Origin of the sequence: Streptomyces longisporoflavus (genome assembly GCF_014649775.1) — a bacterium.
In the GTDB taxonomy this organism is placed as follows: Bacteria; Actinomycetota; Actinomycetes; order Streptomycetales; family Streptomycetaceae; genus Streptomyces; species Streptomyces longisporoflavus.
This window is the reverse complement of the sequence record NZ_BMTR01000025.1, coordinates 12,470-34,962: the sequence shown is the minus strand read 5'-3', so window position 1 is coordinate 34,962 and position 22,493 is coordinate 12,470. Positions and strand designations below refer to the sequence as shown.

22 protein-coding genes are annotated in these 22,493 nt (G+C 69.9%); 11 read left to right on the top strand and 11 right to left on the bottom strand.

Annotated features, from left to right (window positions below):
* Positions 1-176: 176 nt before the first annotated feature.
* Positions 177-692 carry a hypothetical protein gene (locus IE226_RS35125; RefSeq protein ID WP_190085525.1) on the bottom strand — a complete coding sequence of 172 codons (516 nt, stop codon included), beginning with the start codon at positions 690-692 and terminating at the stop codon, positions 177-179.
* Between the two features lie 287 nt (positions 693-979).
* On the opposite strand from IE226_RS35125, the gene IE226_RS35120 reads away from it, so the two are divergent.
* Positions 980-2,227, top strand: coding sequence for a CapA family protein (locus tag IE226_RS35120; RefSeq protein WP_229871731.1), 1,248 nt, complete (start codon positions 980-982; stop codon positions 2,225-2,227).
* A 19-nt stretch (positions 2,228-2,246) separates the two neighbouring features.
* On the opposite strand, the gene IE226_RS35115 is transcribed toward IE226_RS35120, so the two are convergent.
* Positions 2,247-3,671 carry an amino acid permease gene (locus tag IE226_RS35115; protein ID WP_190085524.1) on the bottom strand — a complete coding sequence of 475 codons (1,425 nt, stop codon included), beginning with the start codon at positions 3,669-3,671 and terminating at the stop codon, positions 2,247-2,249.
* 153 nt (positions 3,672-3,824) lie between these two features.
* A complete protein-coding gene (locus IE226_RS35110; protein ID WP_190085523.1) occupies positions 3,825-4,286 on the bottom strand; it encodes a universal stress protein in 462 nt (153 codons plus the stop codon).
* A gap of 173 nt (positions 4,287-4,459) precedes the next feature.
* Here IE226_RS35110 and IE226_RS35105 point away from each other — a divergent pair, with 173 nt between their 5' ends.
* A complete protein-coding gene (locus IE226_RS35105) occupies positions 4,460-5,305 on the top strand; it encodes a polysaccharide deacetylase family protein (protein WP_190085522.1) in 846 nt (281 codons plus the stop codon).
* Between the two features lie 60 nt (positions 5,306-5,365).
* Here IE226_RS35105 and IE226_RS35100 read toward each other — a convergent pair whose 3' ends face one another.
* On the bottom strand, positions 5,366-6,022 hold the full coding sequence (locus tag IE226_RS35100) for a class F sortase (RefSeq protein ID WP_190085521.1): 657 nt from the start codon (positions 6,020-6,022) through the stop codon (positions 5,366-5,368).
* 350 nt (positions 6,023-6,372) lie between these two features.
* Between IE226_RS35100 and IE226_RS35095 the strand changes: the two genes are divergently transcribed.
* Positions 6,373-6,876, top strand: coding sequence for a hypothetical protein (locus IE226_RS35095; protein WP_190085582.1), 504 nt, complete (start codon positions 6,373-6,375; stop codon positions 6,874-6,876).
* Between the two features lie 233 nt (positions 6,877-7,109).
* On the opposite strand, the gene IE226_RS35090 is transcribed toward IE226_RS35095, so the two are convergent.
* The 5 genes from IE226_RS35090 to IE226_RS35070 form a co-directional block, all read right to left on the bottom strand.
* Positions 7,110-7,667 (bottom strand): hypothetical protein, encoded by a 558-nt coding sequence (locus IE226_RS35090; protein ID WP_190085520.1) that lies wholly within the window; start codon positions 7,665-7,667, stop codon positions 7,110-7,112.
* 593 nt (positions 7,668-8,260) lie between these two features.
* Entirely contained in the window at positions 8,261-8,479 is a 219-nt protein-coding gene (locus tag IE226_RS35085) for a hypothetical protein (RefSeq protein WP_190085519.1), read from the bottom strand.
* Between the two features lie 41 nt (positions 8,480-8,520).
* Positions 8,521-8,985: a hypothetical protein gene (locus tag IE226_RS35080; protein WP_190085518.1), complete on the bottom strand. Its 465-nt coding sequence runs from the start codon at positions 8,983-8,985 to the stop codon at positions 8,521-8,523.
* Complete coding sequence (locus IE226_RS35075) at positions 8,982-9,746, bottom strand: bestrophin-like domain (protein WP_190085517.1); 765 nt, start codon at positions 9,744-9,746, stop codon at positions 8,982-8,984. Before IE226_RS35075 ends, IE226_RS35080 begins: the two co-directional genes overlap by 4 nt.
* A gap of 14 nt (positions 9,747-9,760) precedes the next feature.
* Positions 9,761-10,339, bottom strand: coding sequence for a hypothetical protein (locus IE226_RS35070; RefSeq protein ID WP_229871730.1), 579 nt, complete (start codon positions 10,337-10,339; stop codon positions 9,761-9,763).
* A 201-nt stretch (positions 10,340-10,540) separates the two neighbouring features.
* On the opposite strand from IE226_RS35070, the gene IE226_RS35065 reads away from it, so the two are divergent.
* The 4 genes from IE226_RS35065 (at position 10,541) to IE226_RS35050 (ending at position 15,486) form a co-directional block, all read left to right on the top strand.
* Positions 10,541-11,542 carry an SCO0930 family lipoprotein gene (locus IE226_RS35065; protein ID WP_268251306.1) on the top strand — a complete coding sequence of 334 codons (1,002 nt, stop codon included), beginning with the start codon at positions 10,541-10,543 and terminating at the stop codon, positions 11,540-11,542.
* Positions 11,543-11,785: 243 nt separating this feature from the next.
* Entirely contained in the window at positions 11,786-12,598 is an 813-nt protein-coding gene (locus tag IE226_RS35060; RefSeq protein ID WP_190085514.1) for an SAM-dependent methyltransferase, read from the top strand.
* Entirely contained in the window at positions 12,595-14,730 is a 2,136-nt protein-coding gene (locus IE226_RS35055) for a putative bifunctional diguanylate cyclase/phosphodiesterase (RefSeq protein ID WP_190085513.1), read from the top strand. The genes IE226_RS35060 and IE226_RS35055 overlap by 4 nt, the downstream gene beginning before the upstream one ends.
* 9 nt (positions 14,731-14,739) lie before the next feature.
* Positions 14,740-15,486: a VOC family protein gene (locus tag IE226_RS35050; protein WP_190085512.1), complete on the top strand. Its 747-nt coding sequence runs from the start codon at positions 14,740-14,742 to the stop codon at positions 15,484-15,486.
* Positions 15,487-15,543: 57 nt separating this feature from the next.
* Here IE226_RS35050 and IE226_RS35045 read toward each other — a convergent pair whose 3' ends face one another.
* The gene (locus IE226_RS35045; protein ID WP_190085511.1) at positions 15,544-16,425 is read right to left on the bottom strand and encodes a LysR family transcriptional regulator; all 882 of its coding nucleotides are present in this window, start codon (positions 16,423-16,425) and stop codon (positions 15,544-15,546) included.
* A 135-nt stretch (positions 16,426-16,560) separates the two neighbouring features.
* Between IE226_RS35045 and IE226_RS35040 the strand changes: the two genes are divergently transcribed.
* The 4 genes from IE226_RS35040 (at position 16,561) to IE226_RS35025 (ending at position 21,538) form a co-directional block, all read left to right on the top strand.
* Entirely contained in the window at positions 16,561-17,232 is a 672-nt protein-coding gene (locus tag IE226_RS35040; protein WP_190085581.1) for a succinate dehydrogenase, read from the top strand.
* Between the two features lie 3 nt (positions 17,233-17,235).
* On the top strand, positions 17,236-19,194 hold the full coding sequence (locus IE226_RS35035) for a fumarate reductase/succinate dehydrogenase flavoprotein subunit (protein ID WP_190085510.1): 1,959 nt from the start codon (positions 17,236-17,238) through the stop codon (positions 19,192-19,194).
* The gene (locus tag IE226_RS35030; protein ID WP_190085509.1) at positions 19,191-19,937 is read left to right on the top strand and encodes a succinate dehydrogenase/fumarate reductase iron-sulfur subunit; all 747 of its coding nucleotides are present in this window, start codon (positions 19,191-19,193) and stop codon (positions 19,935-19,937) included. The genes IE226_RS35035 and IE226_RS35030 overlap by 4 nt, the downstream gene beginning before the upstream one ends.
* 89 nt (positions 19,938-20,026) lie before the next feature.
* Positions 20,027-21,538 carry an acyl-CoA synthetase gene (locus tag IE226_RS35025; RefSeq protein ID WP_190085508.1) on the top strand — a complete coding sequence of 504 codons (1,512 nt, stop codon included), beginning with the start codon at positions 20,027-20,029 and terminating at the stop codon, positions 21,536-21,538.
* A 10-nt stretch (positions 21,539-21,548) separates the two neighbouring features.
* On the opposite strand, the gene IE226_RS35020 is transcribed toward IE226_RS35025, so the two are convergent.
* Positions 21,549-22,466 carry a LysR substrate-binding domain-containing protein gene (locus tag IE226_RS35020; RefSeq protein ID WP_190085507.1) on the bottom strand — a complete coding sequence of 306 codons (918 nt, stop codon included), beginning with the start codon at positions 22,464-22,466 and terminating at the stop codon, positions 21,549-21,551.
* Positions 22,467-22,493 lie beyond the last annotated feature (27 nt).

Below are 22,493 nucleotides of genomic sequence, written 5' to 3'. Positions count from 1 at the left end.
AGGGGGTGCTTTTCTGCCCTCCCGTACGCAGCGGACCGCCGAATCACTCAAGGCGCGGGACCAGAACACTTGCGCGTGACGTCAGGACGTCACTGGTGCGTCGGCAGAAAGCCGCCTGAAGCCGTCAGGAGCCTCTTGAGTCGTCACGAGCCGTCAAAAGGCACCCGCTGGAGCCGTCAGAACAGATGGATCGCCAGGTGCCCCAGCGGAAGCCCCAGGCGCCACGCCGGCGTCCACACCTTGGGCCCGTCGTCCTCGCTGCCCGGCGACCCGCCGCCCGGCACCGCGTCGAGATCGGGCGCGAGCAGCTCCGTCTCCTCGAGCCATCGCCACGCCAGATCGGCGAGTTGCAGGTCGGGCGCGGGCTCACCGGACGCGATCGCGTCCGCGGTGAGCACGGCCATCCGCTCGCCGACCCAGTCGAGCCACGGTTGGTCGTACGCCGTCAGGGACAGCCAGGTCTCCAGCTGGGAGATCACTCGGATGCCCGAGAGTTCGCCTTTTGTGTCGGAAAGGAAGATAGTCAGGGCCAGAGCATCAAGCCCGGCGCGGTATTCGAAAGATGTCGGCGGCATCAAATCGCCGGTGCGCAGTAATTCGTCCGCGATGTACTCGGCGTACAACCACGCCATCGGTACGGCCAGTTCGTCACCGCTCGGGCCCTCCGTGTCTCCTCGGCTCTCGTGCAGCATCCCGTCTCGCCTTCCTCCGATCCGTGCGCGTCGCCGGCTTCTGGCCCCCAATCCGGAACACGGATGAGGACAGCCGATTACCCAACGGGGGCCCTGAGCAAGGCGCTTTACGGAGTCTTGACCCGGGTCACGGTTTCACCGCAGGTCGGATGGCGTGTGTTCTTCGCGTCACATGGGTGGATGATTTTCATACTTTTCAGGGACTATGACGGCATTGCGGCTTGACTCGACCATCTGTCCGAATGTGGATTCGTTCCGCCGATATCCCCCATTCACGGAGCCGGACGATGCCACAGCGAAGACCGCAGGGAACCGCCGTTCTGGCGGCGGTAATGATCGGAGCCACCGCCGTCGCGACCGCCGCCTGTACGGCGAATGGAAAGTCCGGCCGCGAGGGGAATGCGGCGCGGCACGGCGAGAACCGTCAGGACGGCACCGGGGACGGAAACCGGGACGACGATCCGTCCTCCGCGCCGTCGGCCGCCGGCGGCGCCGATGACGCACCGCGCGCCTTCACGCTCGTCGCCTCCGGGGACGTGCTCCCGCACTCCTCGATCATCGGCCAGGCCAGGGCCGACGCGGGCGGCGACGGCTACGACTTCAAACCGATGCTCAAGGGGGCCAAACGCGTCGTGTCCAAGGCGGATCTGGCGATCTGTCACATGGAGACGGTCTACGGCGAGAAGGGCGACTACACCGGCTACCCCAGCTTCAAGTCCCCGCCCCAGATCGCCCGCGCCCTGAAGTCCGTCGGCTACGACTCCTGCTCCACCGCCTCCAACCACACGCTGGACGACGGCGCCGCGGGGGTGCACCGCACGCTGCGCGCGCTCGACAAGGCGGGCGTCAAGCACGCGGGTTCGGGCCGTACGGCCGAGGAGGGCAGATCCCCCGCGTGGCTGCGCGCGGGCGGCGCGAAGGTGGCGCAGCTCGCGTACACGTACGGCACGAACGACAATCCGCTGCCCGAGGGCAAGCCCTGGACGGTCAATCTCATGGAGCGCGAGCGGATCATCGAGGACGCGCGCGCCGCGCGGGAGGCCGGCGCGGACGTGGTGGTGGTCTCGGTCCACTGGGGCACGGAGTGGCAGGACGAGCCGGACGAGGACCAGTTGAGCCTGGGCGAGCAGCTCACGGAGTCCCGCACGCGGGGCCGCCCCGACATCGACCTGATCCTCGGCACCCACGCCCACGTCCCCCAGGCGTACGAGAAGGTCAACAAGACCTGGGTCATCTACGGCATGGGCGACCAGGTCGCCGGCGACATGATCAACGACGAGGACGCCAACGACCCGCGGGGCGACCAGGGCAGCATCGGCCGCTTCACCTTCGAACCGCCCGCGGGCCCCGGCGGACGCTGGGAGGTCAGGAAGGCCGAGTTCATCCCCACGTGGTTCGACACGGGCAAGGGGCGCGTGACCAACCTGAACGCGGCCCTTGCCCGCGGCGCCGACGTGTCCGACATCCGCGACCGGATCCGCCGGGTCGTCCTGAGTCGTGGCGCGGGGGAGGACGGCCTGAAGATGGGGAAATGACCGGACCCGCCGGGTCGTCCTAGCGACCGCGTTCCGCCTTCGCCAGCTCCGACTTCCGGTACGAGTACGCGAAGTAGATGACAAGGCCGAGCGCGAACCACACCGCGAACCGCACCCACGTCTGCCATTGCAGGAAGGTGATCAGCCAGATCGAGAAGACGACCCCGACGGCAGGCACCACCGGCATGCCGGGGCAGCGGAACGAGCGCGGCAGGTCGGGCTGCTTGTAGCGCAGCACGATCACGGCGATGCACACCACGACGAACGCCAGCAGGATTCCGATGTTGGTCAGCTCGGCCGCCTCGCCGATCGGCAGGAATCCGGCGATGGCGGCCGACGCGAAGCCGACGATCCACGTCACGCGCGTCGGCACCTGCCGGGTCTCGTGCGTCTTGGCGAACCACTTCGGCAGCAGCCCGTCGCGCGACATGCTGAACCACACGCGGGTGACGCCGAGCATGAAGGTGAACATCACCGTGAGGATGCCGATGATCGCGCCGACCGCGATGACGTCGGCGAGGCCGCCCAGACCCACCGACTTGAACGCGGTGGAGAAGCCGCTCTCCGGGTCGATGTCCTGGTAGCTCTGCATGCCCGTGAGGACGAGGCAGGCGAGGACGTACAGGACCATCGAGATCGCGAGCGAGTAGAGGATCGCCTTCGGCATGTGGCGCTGCGCGTCCTTGGACTCCTCGGCGGCGGTGCTCATGGCGTCGTAGCCGAAGACCGCGAAGAAGACCGTGGCCGCCCCCGTGAACGCCCCGCTGACACCGAAGGGGAAGAACGGCTCGTAGTTGCCGGTGTCGATGTGGAAGAACCCGACCGCGATCACCACGAGAACGACGATGACCTTGAGGACGACCACGATCATCTCGAAGCGGGCCGCGTTCTTGATGCCGAGGGTGAGCAGGTAGGCGATGAGCAGGCAAAGGACCGCGGCGAACAGGTCCACCTTGTGGCCGTCGCCCGTGCCGGGCGCACCCAGCATCCAAGCGGGGAGCTGCGCGCCCATGTCGTTGAGCAGGAAGTTGAAGTAGCCGGAGATGCCGATCGCGACCACCGCCACGATCGCCGTGTACTCCAGGAGCAGGTCCCAGCCGATGAACCAGCCGACCAGCTCGCCGAGAACCACGTACCCGTAGGTGTACGCCGATCCCGCCTTCGGGATCAGGCCCGCGAACTCGGCGTACGAGAAGGCCGCCGCAGCGCTCGCGACACCGGCGATGAGGAAGGAGATGAGGACGGCGGGACCGGCCGTGCCGTTGGCCACCGTCCCGGCGAGGGTGAAGATGCCGGCGCCGATGATGCCACCGACGCCGATCGCGGTGAGCTGCCAGAGGCCGAGCGAGCGGGAGAGCCCGCCACCCGCGCCGGCCTCGGTCTCGTCGATGTGCTCGATGGGCTTGCGGCGCAGAACGCCCTGCCCCATCCGGAGTCCGGCCATGAGCTCCACCTTTTTTCGCAGACGGCAGTCGGCTGATGGCGGATCATGATGGCCCGGGCGTGCCCATGACGGAAGACACCACACCCCTCGCGCAGGGGCAGGTTCAGCAGTCTGGCGGCCGCAGGTTACGGGTTATGGGTTACGGGTTACGGGTTACGGCACCACGGTGACGGGCCAGCGGCCCGCCTTGACCAGACGTACCGCGACCGAACCGACGATGCGGTGGCCTGCCTGCTCGGAGGCGCCGACGACCACGGCGTCGGCCTTGAGGTCGTCGGCCGCGGTGACCAGGCCGCTGTAGGGGTCGCCGCGGAAGGTGTGGAACTCCCAGCGCACGTCGAATATGTCCTTCACCCGCTCGGTCGCGTCCCTGATCTCGGTGATCAGTGACTCGGCGATCTCGTCGGTCGTGTCGGCCACCGGGGCGCCGAGTGCGGCGCCCGCCGCCATCACCGGCTGGACGTAGACGACGGCGAGCAGGGCGTGCTGCCGTCGCGCCAGGCCGCCGGCATAGGCGGCGGCCCGGAGCGACGAGTCGGACCCGTCGAAACCGACGACGATCACCTTCGGGCCGTCGGTACCGCGTTCGAACTGGTGGGAGTGGTCTTCAGTCACGCCGAGAGGCTATCGGAGGCAGGCAGCCGCCCCCGTTGCGGGCGGGCCTTCCGCAGCAGCCCGGAACGAGCCCCTCCTGCCCGTCCTGTCCGTGCTGGTCCCATCGGGTGCTTTCGCGGGGTGCCGTGGTGTTGATGTTCCGCGTCGGACTTCCGCCATGCGACGGATTAGTCATGAAAAAGGATCAAATGACTCCAGGGCGTCGCGCACTCTTGCGCGGCGCCGCGGTCTTCGGTCTGGCCGTGACCGCCGGATGTGCGGGCACGGATCGGTCGGCGAAGCCGGGGCCCGCGGCTTCCGGCGGCGCGGCGGCCGGCGGCCCGCCCGCCGCGCGCGCCCTCAAGCCCTCCGCCTACCGCCTCCAGCCCATGGCGGGCAACGGTCAGCAGCGTGCCCCGCGCCTGCGGCCCCGCGTCCGCCGGAAGCCGATCCTGCGCATGGACGGGCAGGACCGCGCCATGGTCCTGACCTTCGACGACGGACCCGACCCCCGCTACACGCCGGGCATCCTGCACACCCTGCGCCGCCACGACGTCCGCGCGATGTTCTTCGTCTGCGGTGAAATGGCCGTCGACAACAAGGACCTGCTGCGCGAGATGGCCGACGACGGGCATCTGATCGGCAACCACACCTGGACCCATCCGCTCCTTCCGAAGATCAGCCGGAGCGCGATGCGCGAGGAGATCGAGCGCACCTGCCAGGTCGTCGAGGACGCCGTGGGTGAACCCCCGGCCTGGTTCCGCGCGCCCTACGGGGCCTGGAACCGCAACGCCTTCCAGCTGGGCGCCGAACTGGGCATGGAACCGCTCGCCTGGACCGTCGACACCCTGGACTGGACGGAGCCGGGCGCCCGCACGATCATCCGGCGGGTACGGGCCGGTGCGGCACCCGGCGTCGTCGTGCTCTCGCACGACGCGGGCGGCGACCGTTCCCAGAGCGTCGACGCGCTGCGGACCTACCTCCCCGAACTCCTCGACTCGGGTTATCGCATCACCGTGCCGAGCGCCCACGGAATCTAGCCCGGCTCCAGGACGGCATCCCGCCCGCCCGGTGCCGCGTTCCGTCGGTTCGTCCGGCGTTCAGCGCACATCCACCAGGCGGGCGAAAACGACGACGTTCCCGTCATAGCCGGCGTGCTTGGAAAAGCCGCCGCCGCAGGTGATGACACGGAGTTCGGGAGTTCCCTTGTCGCCGTAGACGCGCTCTCCGGGGAATTTGTCCTTCTCGAACACTTCAATTCCATAAATCTTGAAAACCGCGGTCTTCCGGTCCCTGCGCAGAACCTCGACGCGATTTCCCTTCTTCAGGGACCCCAGGCCGTAGAAGACGGCGGGCCCCTGTTCGTTGTCGACATGCCCGACGAGTACGGACGTGCCTTTCTCGCCCGGCGAGACCGCCCCGGTGAACCAGCCCGCGAGGTTGGGGTCCTCGGGCGGCGGGGCGTCCACCCAGCCCTCGGAGTCGAGCCCGACGGGCATGACGGGCGCCTCCACCTGGATGCCCTTGATCTTCACGCGCGCGGCGGGGGAGAACGTCAGCGGCGCGATACCCTCGCCCACCCCGTCGGGTGCCTGGTCCGCCGCGGCGGCCGACGCCGGCTGGGGCGGACCCACGTCGAATTCCCCTGAGCCATTCCGGATCAGTGCGAGGCCGGTCAGCAGAACGAGCGCGAGAACGCCCCAAGGCGCGCGCTTCTTCTGCTGTTCCTCGTCATCGGCCGGCTGGGACGAAGGCATTTACTGATCCCCTCTCAACGCGGCACTCGAACCGCGTCCGTTGCGCGTACAAGAACGCTAAGCGCGGGGCGCGCGGCGGGCGACAGCGCGGGAGCGAACGGGTGGCGGCCATACCGGGCATGAGCCATCCGAGTCGTGTCCCGCAGGAAATTTCTGACGGTCCGTGACCTGCGGCAATATCCGTTGCCGCGTTCGCGCCCCGGCGTGTCGCCTCACCAGGACGGCCGATCGCCGAAATGCGGGCCTGAGCAGCGCATCTGAGGGTCTGTCTGGGAGGCGCTCTCGCCGATTGACCGGGGACGGTTACCCCGGGGCGCCTTCCGCGGAGGAATCACATGCGTACTACCCGTATGCGCACTACTCGTGCCCTCGCGGTCGCAGCCGCCGCGAGTGCCGTCGTCGGCCTCGCGGCCCCGACGGCGGCGGCCTGGGCCGACCCGTCCAACATCGTCGCCATGCCGAGCGTGATCCCACGCGGGGGGCAGCTGACGGTCACGGTGGACGGCTCGTCCTGCGCGACCCATGGCAGCAAGATCACGTCGGACGCCTTCCCCGACACCAAGCTGAAGACCATGGGCGGCGGCACGGCCAGCGCGAACACCACGATCCATCACCACGCCTCGCCGGGTGCCCACAGCATCACCGTCCACTGCGGCAACAGCGCACCCCTCACCAAGCCCAACGCGTTCACCGTCATCCACGGTGGTGTCCGCGGTGGTCTCGGCGGCAGCAGCAACGCCGGGGCGACCAGCACCGACATGGCGATCGGCGGGGTCCTCGTGGCGGCCGCGGTGGTCGGTGGCGGGGTGTTCTGGATGCGCCGCCGCTCGGAGAACGAGAGCCGCGGCATCTGACCGCACACCTGTTAGTACCGGTACGCCCCGCCCCTGCCCTCCCCGGGCAGGCCCGTCACTCGCACGCCGGGCCTTGAACGTCCGGGCCTTGAACGCCGGGCGTGCGGGCTACGCCCGTCCCGACCGGCGCGTCCCCCTTCCGCGCCGGTCCCGCGGCGGTCCGCGCCCGCCCGCATGCCGCTGCCCGGTGGCCCGCTGAGCTCAGCGGGCCACCGGGCAGCGGGGTGGGTGGGTCAGGACTTGCCGTCCCCTGTACGGCGGCGGGTCCAGTAGTACGCCGTGCCGAGCGTGCCCGCGATCAGGGCGCCGCCGAGGGCGATCTCGTGCAGGTCGAAGCCGCCGAGACTGCCGCCGACGCCGGCCTTGACCCCTCGGTGGGCGGGGCCGGTCGGGTGCGAGGTGGGGTGGGACGTGGGGTGCGAGGTCGGACGGCCGGTGGCGATGGTGAGGTCCGTGGTCCCCGTCTCTCCCTTGCAGTCGAAGGTCACCTCGTACATCGCGCCGGGCTTGGCGTCGGGGAAGACCTGCGTGGAGACGGACTGCTGCCCCTTGGGGATGTGGGCGTCGTCGAACACACCGGAGGTGACCTTGGCGTCGCCTTCGCAGCCGTCCACGCTGAGCGTGACCTGACCGCCCGCGGCGATCGTGGACGGGGTGACGCGGAAGCCGAACGAGGTGATGTTGTTGTTCGTGTCGGTGTCGTCCGCGACGGCCGCGGAGGCGGTGGGGGCGGCGAGGGTCAGGGCGGTGGCGGCGAGAAGAGCGGCCGACGCGACGGATATCGCGCGCATGATGTTTCCTCCGGGTCCCCGAGGAGCAGCCGCGGACCTTCTTCCGCTTTCACCTGGTATGCGCCTCGATGCCGGAAACGCTAGGCAGAGACCCCCGCCCCCGCGATCGCAGCCGCGCGAACGGGGCAATGGTGTGGGCCGTACAGGGGAACGGGGCGGTGCGTCGAGGGGTGCTTGCCGGGGGTGAGGGGGCGGTACGTGCTAAAGGGCTCTGCCTGTATTCGGGGTGCGGGCCGGGCCAACGCAGGGCTGCTGCCGGAGGCGGGGGATACGGCGCGGCTCTGCTGCTGTCCTGCCGTGCCGCTGCGGGGTGATCCGACGCGGGAACGTGGCGCAGGTGCCAGGTGCCAGGTGCCAGGTGCCGTGGGCCATGGCGGGAGCGAACGGCCCCGCACCGGGCGTGGCGGGCTGCGCGGCTGCGACTGAGGGGGCCTCCACGTCGTTCGGGAGTTGCTTGCCGGTCGCTTCTTCTGGAGCGGCGCCCTTGTTGCGGACCGGGCCGGTTGAGGGCTCCGGAGTCCGGGCCGGGCGGCGTGGGCAAGTGCCCGTCCCCTGGGGAGGTTTACGCGCCCATTATGCCCCCGGGGGGAGGTTCACGCCCCCGTCGCCCACACATGTGCCCCACTGCCACGCCACTCCACGAGGTGCGGGTCGTCCAGGGCTATGTCCGCCTCGCCCAGGCCCGCGCGGCGCAGGAATTCCACCAGGTCGCGGTCGTCGCGGGCGACGCCGACGGCCTGCCCGCGCACGGTTACCCGCCGCCCGCCGTCGGGAGCGGGCGGGTGGACGATGATGGGTGTCTGCCACGTCATGCAACCAGAGTGCGCCGCGCGGAGCCGCCGCGCAGCACGGTTTACGGACCTGTGTGCGAAGCCGGGGCGGCGGAGGAGGGGTATCCGCTGCGCCGATACCCCTCCCGCATGCGCCCGCCGCACGGCGCGAGCACCTCGTCCACCAGCGCGGCAAGGCCGGACGGCCTGCCCTCCAGCGCCTCCCGTACGACGCCCTCCAGCTCGGCGGAGAACCCCGGCCGCACCTCGTCCACGCGCCGCGCCAGCCACTTCCCGCCGCCCAGCCACGCCCCGTACGCAGATGCGTGAACTCGCTGGTACCGGTCAAGGATCACGACCCCCTCGGCACGCATCGAGAGCAGCGGCGACCGCCGCGCGATCTCATGCCGTACGAACCAGCGCGCCCCGACCGACCTCGGTGTGCACGAACAGCCCGCCCGGCCATACCCCGCCGAGCTCCCGCCGAGAATCGCCGCCACCGAGTCGGGGTGCCGCGTGCCGCGTGCAGCGCCTGCCGCCTCCGTCATCTGCCCAGGTTGTCGAACAGTGCGTGGAACGGGTCCGGGGTGGCCGCGACCCCTCGGCTGTAGGGGGCGTCGAAGTCCCAGATGAGGAAGAGCAGGAAGGCGATCAACGCCGAGAACAGCCCCGCGAGGATGAGTTCACGCGGAGTACGCCGGATCTGCAGCATGAAGATCATGCCGATGGTGACGAGACCACCGGTGATCAGACCGAACCAGACGACACCCGGCATGGTGGCGCCCGCGCTCTCCGCACGGGAGTTGCGCGCGTCGGATGCGGCGGCGACCGCGTCGACGAGTGGCTGATAAGCCTGTGCCTCGAAGTCCGATTTGGGCTGGTAGTCGGTGACGTCGTGCCGCACGCGGGTGAGGAGCTGCGAGCCGCGGTCGGTGAGTTCACCGCGGTCCGCCATGGAGTCCCACTCGGTGGTGACGACATGGCTGACATAAGCGTGTACATCCGTGCGAATGCGTTCACGGACCTCGGTCGGGTAGACCCGCGCCCGCTCGGAGACCTCGTGCAACGCCTGGGCCTCGGAGTGCACATGATCCTCGGCGAGGCTGCGGGCCTCCCAGACTCCGGCGATGGCCAGGCCAAGGACGATGGCGTACACCACGCCGATCATCATCGTCATGTACTCGATGACGTCCGGGGTCTCCGAAGCGTCGTAATCCGGACTGGTCCTGCGGTGCCGCAGGAAGGTGACGATCAGGACGACGCCGCACGCGGCCGCCATCGCGAGGGTGAGAACAAGCCATTCCGACATGGGACCTCCGACGGTCAGCGAGGCCGCAGCGCGGCGACGGCGAGCACCGCGGGTGCGGTGACGAGCAGGGTGAGCGAGACCAGGGACGGGCCGCCGCTGGGCGGCGGATTGCGCGGAGAGGCGCGGTACGAGGGGTAACTCACCGGTTTCGGCGAGGGCTTGGGGGTGACGGAGGGCTTCGGCTTCGGCTTCGGTTTTGGCTTCGGCTCGGGGCTGGGTGGTGGTGGCGCTGGTGGGGTGGGTTCGGCGGGGGCCGGGCGTGCGGGCGGCGGCGGCGGTGGCGGCGGGGGAGGGGGTTCGGGCGCCGGGGGCTCAGGGCGTGGCGGCGGAGCCGGAGCGGGCGGTGGCGGCGGTGGTGGCGGTGGTGGCGGCTTGGGGCGGTGTGTGGGGCCGGCGCTGCACACCACCCCGTCGCCGGCGACCGCCACGGAGTCGCCTCCGGGAGCATCACCGATCGAGGCGTAGGCGCAGTTGTCGGCGGGCGCGGCAGCAGGCGCCGCGGCTGCCGTGGGCGAGCCGAGCAGCCAGGCCAGCACCAGGAGCGCGGATAAGCGTGTGACCAGGCCGGACGAGGCCTTCGTGGTTCCATGCACGTCAAAGATCATGGGCAGCGTGTCGCGCTGCCACGCCGCCGCTGGCTCCCTTCAACCCGAAGGGAGGAGACGCCGGGCGTGAGCTTGACGAACAAAAGAATCTTGAAGGCCGGTTGAACGCATCAGCCGTTCGCACCCGTACCTAGGGCCAAGCGTGACGCACTCAGCGGCGCGGTACCCAAGGGACAGCGGGAGTCGGAGATGCTGCATCTATCAGGGGGTTCCCCCCGGGCCTGGCGGAGCGCCTCGCTCGTAGCGACAGCTGCGGCCATGCTGGCGCTGACGACGGCGTGCGGTCAGGAACAGGGGGACCAGTCGCCGAACGGACAGAACGTGGGCAACCAGGCCCCTGCCGAGAAGGACGGATACGGGGCGGGGAGCGACGGATACGGGGCCGATACCGGCGCCGCGAAGGAGGGGGCGGGCAAGGCGAAGGCAGCCGGTCAACTCGCCGTGTGGGACAGCAAGAAGCTCGGCAAGGTCGTCACCGACAGCGAGGGCCGCACGCTCTACCGCTTCGACAAGGACACCGCCCAGCCCCCCAAGTCGAACTGTGACGGCGCCTGCGCCACGACCTGGCCCGTCGCGTCGCCCGAGGGTGCCGCCGCCCCGCCCGGTGTGGACAAGTCCCTGCTCGGCGAGGTCACCAGGTCCGACGGCAGCAAGCAGCTGACGATCGACGGCTGGCCGATGTACCGCTACGCGAAGGACACCAAGGCCGGCGACGCCAAGGGCCAGGGAGTGGGCGGCACTTGGTACGCGGCGGCCCCCGACGGCAAGAAGGCCGCGCCCGCGGCCGACGAGGCCGAGCCCCCCGCCGACGCGGCTCCCGTCGACCCGGCGGGGCTCTCCACCCGCGAGGACCCGAAGCTCGGGGAGATCGTCGTCGACAAGAACGGCATGACCGTCTACCGCTTCACCAAGGACTCCGCCTGGCCGATGAAGACCGCGTGCACCGGTGCCTGCCTGGAGAAGTGGCCGGTCGTGCCGCCCGTCGAGAAGAACGACACCAAGGGAATCCTCAAGAAGGGGTTCGTCGTCTTCAACCGCCCCGACGGAGTGCAGCAGCAGACGATCGACTGCTGGCCGATGTACACGTTCTCCGGGGACAAGAAGCCCGGTGACACCAATGGACAGGGTGTGGGCGGGACTTGGTACGCCGCCGGCCCCGACGGAAAGCCTGTCGGCGCGCCGAAGAAGTAGAAGTCCGAACAGAAAGGAGGTCCCGTCTGAAGCAGCTCAGTACCACGCGTTCGGTCGACCGGTCCGTTCTTTTCCCGCCCCTGGGGGAAGGAACGGACCGGTTTTTTGGGTGGAAATTCGGCACTTGCCACAGGCAGTGACCGAGAACGGACGGTCAATTTCCGTTTTGACTCGCTCCCTTGGCGGACGATCAGTAGCCTCACTTCGAACACCGGCTCGCCTCGCCTACGTCTTGGAGTCCTGATGGAGCGTCCCGCCTGGGCCCCGCAGGGCATCGACATCACGATGCCCAGCGTGTCCCGCATCTACGACTACTACCTGGGCGGTTCGCACAATTTCGAGGTCGACCGGGAGGCCGCCCGCCGGGCCATGGAGGTCATGCCGGGGCTGCCCAAGATCATGCAGGCGAATCGTGCCTTCATGCGCCGAGCAGTACGTTTCGCCGTGGACCAGGGCATCAACCAGTTCCTCGACATCGGTTCGGGCATTCCCACCTTCGGCAATGTCCACGAGGTCGCGCAGCAGGCGGACCCCGACGCCCGTGTGGTGTACGTCGACCACGACGCGGTGGCCGTGGCACACGGCCGTGCCGTGCTCGACGGCAACGAGAAAGCGATCGCCGTCGCCGGGGATCTGCGCAAACCGTCGGACATTCTGGGCAGTTCGGAGGCCAGCGGACTCCTTGACCTGGACCGTCCGGTAGCCGTTCTTCTCGTGGCCGTCCTGCATTTCGTGGAGGACGCGTACGATCCCTACACAGCGGTCGCCGAGCTGCGGGACGCAACCGCGCCCGGCAGCCTGATCGTCCTCACGCACGCTTCGTACGAAGGGATGCCGATCCCCGCCGACCGGGCCGGTCAGGTCGTCGGCGTCTACAAGGACATCCGCAATCCACTGATCATGCGCTCGCGCGACGAGGTCGCGCGGTTCTTCGAGGGATACGACATGGTGGAACCCGGCCTCGTGCCGATGCCGCGCTGGCGGCCCGAGACCGCACCCGAGGAGGAGGACCCGTATACCTTCTCCGGGTTCGCCGGCGTGGGGCGCAGGGCATGAGCGGGGAGCCGGACGGGCCCGAGGGCAGAGTGCGCAGGTTCGCCACCATATGGAGCCGCGCCATCTTCCCGGTGACGGCGACCTCGCTGACCCGTCCCGAGTTCGAGCAGCAACTGGTGCCGCTGGCCCGCAGGTTGCGCACGGCCCTGCACGAGCGGATCTTCGACGCCGCCGAGGGGCAGGCAATCGGCGCGGCGCTCGTGGGCACGCACTGCACCGACCCCGAGGCGCTGAGCCGCACGCTCGACTGCGTGGACGCCTATCTCGTCCTCTACTGCGGCGACGACGGCCCGCGCGAAGAGCTGCGGGCCCGGTGCGCGCGCCTGCAGCACGCCGTGGCCGCGGGGTTCGCCGCCGCCCTGCGGGAGCGGACCCTCGCCGAGCAGGAAGCCATATCCGGAGCCGCCCTGAGCGCCCGCAGCGCTGTCGCCGAAGCCCTGCACGCGAGCGAGGCACGCTTCCGCGCCGTCTTCCACGGCGCGGCGATCGGCATCGGCATCGCCGACCTCACGGGCACGGTCCTGGAGGTGAACGACGCGCTGATCCGCATGTTCGGCGGCCTGGAGAACCAGGTGCGCGGACGCAACGTCGCGGAGTGGACCCACCCCGACGACTCCCCTCACGTATGGAAGCTCTACGAAGAGCTGGTGCGCGGGGAGCGCGAGCACTACCGCGTGGAGAAGGCCTTCTACCGGCCCGACGGCACCGTCCTGTGGACCAACCTGACCGTCTCGCTGCTGCGTGACGCGGACGGAGTGCCGCAGTACCAGCTGGCACTGATGGAGGACACCACCGAGCGCCGGCTGCTCAATCTGCGCCTCCGTTACGAGGCCACGCACGACGCGCTGACCGGCCTGCCGAACCGGACCCTGTTCTTCGAGCGGCTGGAGAAGGCCCTCGCGGCGGGTGACGGCGCCCGGTTCGGGCTCTGCTACCTCGATCTCGACGGTTTCAAGACCGTCAACGACAGCCTCGGGCACGCGGCGGGCGACCGGCTCCTCGTCGAGGTCGCCGACCGGCTCCAGTCCTGCGCCACGGCGCCCGGCGAGATGGTCGCGCGGCTCGGCGGCGACGAGTTCGTGGCGCTGACCACCGGCCGTGACACCGAGGTCGAGGTGGACGACCTCGCCGGACGCATCATGCACGCGCTCTCCACGCCCATCCGGGTCGAGGGCCGCGAACTGACCGTGCGCGGCAGCATCGGCATCGTCGAGGGCCCGGCCGGGGAGCGCGGCGCGGCGGAGGTCCTGCGCAGCGCCGACATCACGATGTACCGCGCGAAGTCCGCGGGCGGCAACCGCTTCGAGCTCGCCGACCCCGAGGCGGATGCCCGCGCCATCACGCGGCACGGTCTGACCACCGCGCTGCCCGCCGCTCTGGAGCGCGGCGAGTTCTTCATCGAGTACCAGCCCCTCGTGCATCTGGGGGACGGCAGTGTGCGCGGCGCCGAGGCGCTTGTGCGGTGGCTGCATCCGCAGCACGGCATCATCGGCCCTGACCGGTTCATCCCGCTCGCCGAGCACACCGGCCTGATCGTTCCGCTGGGCCGCTGGGTCCTGGAGGAGTCGGCCCGCCAGGCCCGTACGTGGACGGCGCGGCACAAGGACGCCGGGCCGCTGCGCGTGAACGTGAACCTCTCGCCCATGCAGCTGAACCACCCCAACCTCGTGTCCGACACGGTGGAGATCCTGGAGCGCGTCGGGCTCGAACCGGGCGCGCTGTGCCTGGAAGTGACCGAGTCCGCGCTGATCGGCGCCGACGACGACCTGCTCAAGCCGCTGCGCCGGCTCGCCGAGATGGGCGTGGACATCGCGCTCGACGACTTCGGCACGGGCTACTCGAACCTCGCCAACCTGCGCCGCCTGCCGGTGAGCATCCTCAAGCTGGACCGCTCCTTCACGCAGGGCATGCAGCACTTCCCCGCCGACCCCGTCGACCTGAAGATCGTCGAGGGGATCGTCGCCCTTGCCCACAGCCTGGACCTCGCGGTGACGGTCGAGGGTGTCGAGACGGGCGCCCAGGCGGATCAGCTGCGAGAGTTGGGCTGCGACACGGCGCAGGGCTGGTACTACGCACGGCCCGGTCCACCGGACCAGCTGCACGAGCTGGCGCTCGCCGACGCGACGAGCTGAGGTTTCACGATGATCCATTGGGTGTACGCGTTCATCGACCGGCCCGCGGACCGGTTCGGTCGGTCCTGCGCGTTCTGGACGACGGTCACGGGCACGCGGCTGTCCGCGTTCCGCGGGGACGCCGATCAGTTCGTGACGCTGCTGCCGGACGGGGGCGCCGACGCCTGTCTGAAGGCCCAGGCGGTCGCGGGCTCCGGTGGCGCGCATCTGGACTTCGCGGTGGACGACGTCGTCGCCGAAGCGCGTGCTGCCCGCGAGCTGGGTGCCACACCCGTCTTCGCCGAGGAGGGCCTGGAGGTTCTGCGCTCGCCGGGAGGACAGCTGTTCTGTGTCGTGACGTGGGAGGGAGAGAAGGACCGCCCCGGACCGCTCGTCGCGCCGGACGGCACCACGAGCCGCCTCGACCAGGTCTGCCTCGACGTGCCGCCGGCGGAGTTCGAGGCGGAGAAGGCCTTCTGGCCCGCCTTCACGAGGTGGCCCGACCGGCCTGGTTCCCGCCCGGAGTTCCACCTCGTCGAGCCGGCCGCCGGGCTGCCGATGCGGATCCTGCTCCAGCGCCTCGAAACGGACGCGCTGCCCGGAGCGCACTTGGACTTCTCCTGCTCCGACCTCGACGCGGACCGTGTCCGGCACGAGGCTCTCGGCGCCGAGACCGTTCGGCGGGGCCCGCACTGGATCGTGATGCGGGACCCGGCGGGGGGCACGTACTGCCTGACGATCAGGAATCCGGAGACGGGCGGCTTGAGCGCCCCGTAAGGGGCGCGGGGAACTGCGCGCTCAGCCCCCACCGGCTCACGGCCAGAGAACGAAACCTCAGCGCCGCTCGAGCAGCATCCGCTGCAACTCCCGCGCAGCCCGTGGCGGAGCAACGTCGCTGCGGTGCGCCAGCGCGATCGTACGCTGCAGCGAGGGACGCGCCAGCGGCGTCATCCGCAAGCCCCGCCCGGCGCGCTCCGCCACCATGCGCGGCACGACCGCGACCCCGATACCGGCCCGCACGAAACCGAGCACGGCGTCCATCTCGCCGCCCTCGACGGCGAACTCCGGCTCGAACCCCTCGGCGCGGCAGGCGGCGACCGTCAGCTCCCGCAGGTCGTAGCCGTGCCGGAACATCACGAGGCGCTCGCGCTGCAGATCCGCGACCCGGACGCTCTTGCCGCCGAACCCCCGCGCGTCCGGCGACGACACGACCACCAGGTCCTCGCGCAGCAGCTCCACGGTGGTCAGGGCGGGTGACGGGCTGGGCAGCGGGAGCACGACGACGGCCAGGTCCAGGGCGCCGCGCGCCAGTTCCCGTACGAGGTCGTGGGAGCCGCTCTCCTCCAGGAGGAGCTGGATGCCGGGGTGCCGGTCGTGGAAGGCGCGAAGGACCTCGGGCAGCAGGCCCGTGCAGACGCTGGGCGTGGCCCCCAGACGGATGCGGCCGCGGCGCAACTGGGCCAGCTCCTGCACCTCGATGCGCGCGGTGTCGGCGTCCGCGAGGATGCGGCGGGCCAGCGGAAGCAGCGCCTCGCCGGCGTCGGTCAGCGCGATGTTGCCGCGGGCCCTGCTGAACAGCTCGGCGCCCAGCTCCTTCTCCAGGGCGCGGACCTGCTGGGAGAGCGAGGGCTGGGAGACGTGCACCTGCTCGGCGGCCCGGGTGAAGTGCCGGGTCTCGGCGACGGCGACGAAGTAGAGGAGCTGCTGGAACTGCATACATGGCAGGGTACGGCCGATGATAGGCAGTCGCTATCGAGATGAGCTGATCCATCTCTTGGACCGATCGGGACCTTCGGCTTTAGCGTCGGTCCCATGGCTCTGGCAACGCGGACGGACCGAAAACGGTCGTCGATGACGCGCACGATCTGGGACTCCTCCGTCGGCAAGAAGACGGTGATGGCGGTGAGCGGCCTGATCATGCTGCTCTACCTGATCGCCCACATGATCGGAAACCTGAAGATCTTCTTCGGGCCCGCGGAGCTCAATCACTACGCCCACTGGCTGCGCACGGTCGGCGAGCCCTTCATGCACTACGAGTGGACGCTCTGGCTGATCCGCGTCGTGCTCGTCGTCGCCGTGGTCGCGCACGCCGTCTCCGCCTACCAGCTGAGCCGCCGCGACATCAGGGCGCGCCCCGCCAAGTACGTCAACAAGAAGGCGGGCAAGAGCTTCGCCACGCGCACGATGCGCTGGGGCGGGATCATCCTCGGCCTGTTCATCGTCTGGCACATCCTGGACCTGACCACCGGCACGGTGCACCCGGGCGGCTACGAGCACCTGCACCCGTACCAGAACATCATCGACACGTTCTCCACGTGGTACGGCAACGTCATCTACATCGTCGCCGTCGTCGCCCTCGGCTTCCACGTGCGCCACGGCCTGTGGAGCGCCGCGCAGACCCTCGGCGCGGGCAAGGCGACCCGCGACCGCGCCCTCAAGATCATTGCCAACGGCGTCGCGTTCCTCCTGACGGCGGGCTTCGTCGTCGTCCCCGTGGCCGTCATGACCGGAGTGGTGAGCTAGCCGATGAATTCCTCCCGTGAGTACGCCGACTACACGACCGGGGAGCCGGTCGTCGACACCAAGGCCCCGGCAGGTCCCGTCGCCGAGCGCTGGGACACCCGCCGCTTCGAAGCCAAGCTCGTCAACCCCGCCAACCGCCGCAAGCACACCGTGATCGTCGTCGGCACGGGCCTCGCGGGCGGCTCCGCGGGCGCCACGCTGGCCGAACAGGGCTACCACGTCGTGCAGTTCTGCTACCAGGACTCGCCGCGCCGCGCGCACTCGATCGCCGCGCAGGGCGGCATCAACGCCGCGAAGAACTACCGCAACGACGGCGACTCCGTCCACCGCCTCTTCTACGACACCGTCAAGGGCGGCGACTTCCGCGCCCGCGAGTCCAACGTCCACCGCCTCGCGCAGATCTCGGTGGAGATCATCGACCAGTGCGTCGCGCAGGGCGTGCCCTTCGCGCGCGAGTACGGCGGCCTCCTCGACACCCGTTCCTTCGGCGGCGTGCAGGTCTCCCGGACGTTCTACGCACGCGGCCAGACGGGCCAGCAGCTCCTGCTCGGCGCCTACCAGGCGCTCTCGCGGCAGATCGCGGCCGGCAACGTCGAGATGCACCCGCGCACGGAGATGCTGGACGTCATCGTGGTGGACGGGCGGGCCCGCGGCATCGTCGCCCGCGACCTGATCACCGGCAAGATCGAGACGTACTTCGCCGACGCGGTGGTCCTGGCCTCCGGCGGCTACGGCAACGTCTTCTACCTGTCGACGAACGCCATGAACTCCAACGCCACGGCGATCTGGCGCGCCCACCGGCGCGGCGCCTACTTCGCCAACCCCTGCTTCACGCAGATCCACCCGACGTGCATCCCGCGCACCGGCGACCACCAGTCGAAGCTGACCCTGATGAGTGAGTCGCTGCGCAACGACGGTCGGATCTGGGTCCCGAAGGCCAAGGGCGACGACCGCCCGGCCAACAAGATCCCCGAGGACGAGCGCGACTACTACCTGGAGCGCATCTACCCCTCCTTCGGCAACCTCGTGCCCCGCGACATCGCCTCGCGCGCGGCGAAGAACGTGTGCGACGAGGGCAGGGGAGTGGGCCCCGGCGGCCAGGGCGTCTATCTCGACTTCGCCGACGCCATCAAGCGCATGGGCAAGAAGGCGGTCGAGGCCAAGTACGGCAACCTCTTCGACATGTACGCGCGGATCACCGACGAGGACCCGTACAAGACACCGATGCGGATCTACCCCGCCGTGCACTACACGATGGGCGGACTCTGGGTCGACTACGACCTGCAGACCACCGTCCCCGGCCTCTTCGCGATCGGCGAGGCCAACTTCTCCGACCACGGAGCGAACCGCCTCGGCGCCTCGGCCCTGATGCAGGGCCTCGCCGACGGTTACTTCGTACTGCCCTCCACGATCAACGACTACCTCGCGCGCAACCCGCATCACGACGAGATCTCCGACGAACATCCCGTCGTACGTGAGGTGCTGGACGAGACAGCCGACCGGATCTCCCGGCTCCTCGCCGTCGACGGCGACCGCACCCCCGACTCCTTCCACCGCGAACTCGGCGAGCTGATGTGGGAGTTCTGCGGCATGGCCCGTACGGAGACGGGGCTGCGCAAGGCTCTTGAGCGCATCCCGCAGATCCGCGAGGAGTTCTGGCGCCGGATCAAGGTGCCGGGCACCGGCGAGGAGTTCAACCAATCCCTGGAGAAGGCGAACCGCATCGTCGACTACCTGGAGCTCGCCGAGCTGATGTGCCTCGACGCCCTGCACCGCGCCGAGTCCTGCGGCGGCCACTTCCGCGAGGAGTCGCAGACGCCGGACGGCGAAGCGGCCCGCCGCGACGAGGAGTTCGGCTACGCCGCCGCCTGGGAGTTCACCGCCACCGGTGAGGCTCCCGCCCTCCACAAGGAAGACCTCGTCTTCGAGTACGTCCACCCCACTCAGCGGAGCTACGCATGAAGCTCACCCTACGCGTCTGGCGCCAGCAGAACGCCGACGCCGAAGGCGCCATGTCCACCTACGAGGTGGACAACATCTCCTCCGACATGTCCTTCCTGGAGATGCTGGACACCCTCAACGAAGAACTCATCGTCAAGGGCGACGACCCCGTCGCCTTCGACCACGACTGCCGCGAGGGCATCTGCGGCGCGTGCTCGCTGGTCATCAACGGCGACGCGCACGGACCCGAGCGCACCACCACCTGCCAGCTGCACATGCGGTCCTTCAAGGACGGCGACACGATCGACGTCGAGCCGTGGCGCGCCGCGGCCTTCCCGGTCGTCAAGGACCTGGTCGTGGACCGCTCGTCCTTCGACCGCATCATCCAGTCCGGCGGCTACATCAGCGCCCCGACCGGAGCCGCCCCCGAGGCCCACGCGGCGCCCGTGCCCAAGCCGGACGCGGACTACGCCTTCGAGCACGCGGAGTGCATCGGATGCGGTGCCTGCGTCGCCGCCTGCCCCAACGGCTCGGCCATGCTGTTCACCTCGGCGAAGGTCAACCACCTGGGCGTGCTGCCGCAGGGTGCGCCCGAGCGCGAGACGCGTGTGCTCGACATGGTGGCGCAGATGGACGAGGAGGGGTTCGGCGGCTGCACGCTCACCGGCGAGTGCGCCACCGCTTGCCCGAAGGGGATCCCGTTGCCGTCCATCTCGGCCATGAACAAGGAGTGGTTGAGGGCGACCCGGAAGGTGAGCCGCTAGGTACTGCGTGGGGCCGTCGAGACCTGCGGGCCGTTTGTGGCTGGTCGCGCGGTTCCCCGCGCCCCTGCGGGGCGCGTAGCTTCACCGGCATGCATCCCGGAGCGTACGACCCCGCCAGGACGGCCGTCGTCACCGCCGACGGCACACGGACCCTCACCTACGGACAACTCGAAGAACGCTCCCTGCGGCTCGCGGATCATCTGCGGGCCGCAGGCTTGCGCAGGGGCGACCACTTCGCCCTGCTCTGCGACAACGACCCGCGCGCCCTGGAGGTCTACTGGGCGGCGCTGCGCTCGGGCCTCTACCTCACCGCCGTGAACCATCACCTCTCGACGGACGAGGCCGCCTACATCGTCCGTGACTGCGGGGCGAAGGTGCTGATCATCTCCGGTTCGCTCGCCGAACCGGGCGCGGCCGTCGTGGAGTCGGCCGGCGGCCCGTCCATCCTGCTCGGCCTCGACGACGGCACGTACGAGAAAGCTCTGGAGTCCGCGTCGGCAGAGCCGCCCGCCCACCAGCCGCGCGGCACCGACATGCTCTACTCCTCCGGCACCACGGGCCGCCCCAAGGGCATCCAGCCCGCGCTGCCCGAAGGCGACGTGCGCGGGGAGCCGAGCGCCTATGTGCTGCTCTTCCAGGCCATGTACGGCTTCGGCGAGGACACCGTCTACCTCTCGCCCGCCCCGATCTACCACGCGGCGCCGCTGCGCTTCTGCGGCGTCGTCACGGCGCTCGGCGGCACGGTCGTGCTCATGGACGCCTTCGACGCCGAAGGGGCCCTTGCGGCCATCGAACGGCACCGGGTCACGCACAGCCAGTGGGTGCCCACCATGTTCGTACGGATGCTGAAGCTGCCCGCCGAGGTGCGCGAACGCCACGACCTGTCCTCGATGAAGGTCGCCATACACGCCGCCGCGCCCTGTGCCGTCGAGGTCAAGCAGCGGATGCTGGAGTGGTGGGGGCCGATCCTGTACGAGTACTACGCGGCGACGGAGGGCAACGGCATCACGTTCATCTCGCCCGAGGAGTGGCTGCGCAAGCCCGGCTCCGTGGGCAAGGACGGGTTCCTCGGCGAACTGCGGATCTGCGACGACGCCGGCGAGCCGCTGCCGAGCGGGGAGACCGGGATCGTCTATTTCGAGCGCGACGAGGTGCCCTTCACCTACCACGGCGACGACGAACGCACCCGCGAGGCGCAACACCCGGTGCACCCGAACTGGACCACCACGGGCGACATCGGGCACGTCGACGAGGACGGCTATCTCTTCCTCACCGACCGCAAGGCGTTCATGATCATCTCGGGTGGCGTGAACGTCTACCCGCAGGAGGCCGAGGACTGTCTCGTGCTGCATCCGGCGGTCGCGGACGTCGCGGTGATCGGGGTGCCGGACGCGGAGATGGGGGAGGCGGTCAAGGCGGTGGTGTGCCCGGCCGACGGCGTGACCCCGGGGCCCGGACTGGAACGCGAACTGGTCGAGTTCGTACGGGAACGCCTGGCCCACTACAAGGCGCCGCGTTCCGTGGACTTCGTGGATTCGCTGCCCCGCACGCCCACCGGGAAGCTGGCCAAGACCTCGCTGCGCAGGTCGTACCGGGAGTGAGCGGACGGCGTCAGCCGGACGTCGTGTCGCCGTCGATGCCGCCGCTCGCCAGGACCGTCTCGCGGAAGGACGCCACCACCGGCCGCAGATCGACGCGGTGCCAGGCCGCCCACAGGTGAACGGACGCCTTGTGCCAGGGCAGTTCGCGTACGGCGACTCCGTCCGTCGTGCCGCGCACCATGCTCCTCTGGATGAGCGCGAGGCCGAGGCCGGAGGCGACCAGGCCGAGCGCGGTGAGCGGCTCGGCGGCGTCCAGGCGGATGTCCGGGGTGAAGCCGGAGGCCACGCACGAGGCGAGGAAGGCGTCACGCCAGGCCGGGTCCCTGGAGTTCTCGACCGCGATCCACGCCTGGCCGTCGAGGTCGGCGGGCGTCAACTCGGCGTGCCCGGCGAGCGGGTGGGCGGCCGGAAGCGCGAGAAGGAGCGGGTCTTCGAGCAGTGGCGCGGCGAGGAGGTCCGGGTCGTCCCGCGCGGGCGGCTCCTGGACCAGGGCGATGTCCAGGCTGCGCTGGCGCAGGCCCTCGAACTGCTCGGCGGCGGGGAGGCTGTAGAGGGCGACATGGATGCCGGGTCGTTCCTCCTGGAGGGTGCGCAGCGCGCCCGGCAGGACGCCGGTGTGCATGGCGTCGCCCACGTAGCCGATGCACAGGCCGCCCTCCTCGCCGCGGCCGAGCCGCAGGCCGAGGTTCTCGAGCCGGTCCGCGTGCCGCAGCAGGGCGCGGGTCTCGCTCAGGAAGACCCGGCCGTCGGGGGTGAGGCGGATGCGCTGCTGGCTGCGTTCGAACAGGGCGAGGCCGAGCTGCTTCTCCAGCTGGGCGATCTGGCGGCTGAGCGGTGACTGGGAGATGTGCAGTGCTTCGGCTGCCCGCCCGACGTGTTCCGTCTCGGCCACGGCCACGAAATAGCGGAGTTGCCGCAGGTCAAGCATGTAAGACCTCAGAGGACTCAAGTGTGT

Bases quoted from the DNA above. Each gene is read 5' to 3' on its own strand.
- IE226_RS35075 (WP_190085517.1), bottom strand. From the start codon at position 9,746: ATGTCGGAATGGCTTGTTCTCACCCTCGCGATGGCGGCCGCGTGCGGC.
- IE226_RS35115 (WP_190085524.1), bottom strand. From the start codon at position 3,671: ATGGCCGGACTCCGGATGGGGCAGGGCGTTCTGCGCCGCAAGCCCATC.
- IE226_RS35120 (WP_229871731.1), top strand. From the start codon at position 980: ATGCCACAGCGAAGACCGCAGGGAACCGCCGTTCTGGCGGCGGTAATG.
- IE226_RS35025 (WP_190085508.1), top strand. From the start codon at position 20,027: ATGCATCCCGGAGCGTACGACCCCGCCAGGACGGCCGTCGTCACCGCC.
- IE226_RS35065 (WP_268251306.1), top strand. From the start codon at position 10,541: ATGCTGCATCTATCAGGGGGTTCCCCCCGGGCCTGGCGGAGCGCCTCG.
- IE226_RS35050 (WP_190085512.1), top strand. From the start codon at position 14,740: ATGATCCATTGGGTGTACGCGTTCATCGACCGGCCCGCGGACCGGTTC.
- IE226_RS35090 (WP_190085520.1), bottom strand. From the start codon at position 7,667: ATGCGCGCGATATCCGTCGCGTCGGCCGCTCTTCTCGCCGCCACCGCC.
- IE226_RS35085 (WP_190085519.1), bottom strand. From the start codon at position 8,479: ATGACGTGGCAGACACCCATCATCGTCCACCCGCCCGCTCCCGACGGC.
- IE226_RS35095 (WP_190085582.1), top strand. From the start codon at position 6,373: ATGCGCACTACTCGTGCCCTCGCGGTCGCAGCCGCCGCGAGTGCCGTC.
- IE226_RS35125 (WP_190085525.1), bottom strand. From the start codon at position 692: ATGCTGCACGAGAGCCGAGGAGACACGGAGGGCCCGAGCGGTGACGAA.
- IE226_RS35080 (WP_190085518.1), bottom strand. From the start codon at position 8,985: ATGACGGAGGCGGCAGGCGCTGCACGCGGCACGCGGCACCCCGACTCG.
- IE226_RS35045 (WP_190085511.1), bottom strand. From the start codon at position 16,425: ATGCAGTTCCAGCAGCTCCTCTACTTCGTCGCCGTCGCCGAGACCCGG.
- IE226_RS35040 (WP_190085581.1), top strand. From the start codon at position 16,561: ATGACGCGCACGATCTGGGACTCCTCCGTCGGCAAGAAGACGGTGATG.
- IE226_RS35105 (WP_190085522.1), top strand. From the start codon at position 4,460: ATGAAAAAGGATCAAATGACTCCAGGGCGTCGCGCACTCTTGCGCGGC.
- IE226_RS35055 (WP_190085513.1), top strand. From the start codon at position 12,595: ATGAGCGGGGAGCCGGACGGGCCCGAGGGCAGAGTGCGCAGGTTCGCC.
- IE226_RS35020 (WP_190085507.1), bottom strand. From the start codon at position 22,466: ATGCTTGACCTGCGGCAACTCCGCTATTTCGTGGCCGTGGCCGAGACG.
- IE226_RS35060 (WP_190085514.1), top strand. From the start codon at position 11,786: ATGGAGCGTCCCGCCTGGGCCCCGCAGGGCATCGACATCACGATGCCC.
- IE226_RS35100 (WP_190085521.1), bottom strand. From the start codon at position 6,022: ATGCCTTCGTCCCAGCCGGCCGATGACGAGGAACAGCAGAAGAAGCGC.
- IE226_RS35030 (WP_190085509.1), top strand. From the start codon at position 19,191: ATGAAGCTCACCCTACGCGTCTGGCGCCAGCAGAACGCCGACGCCGAA.
- IE226_RS35035 (WP_190085510.1), top strand. From the start codon at position 17,236: ATGAATTCCTCCCGTGAGTACGCCGACTACACGACCGGGGAGCCGGTC.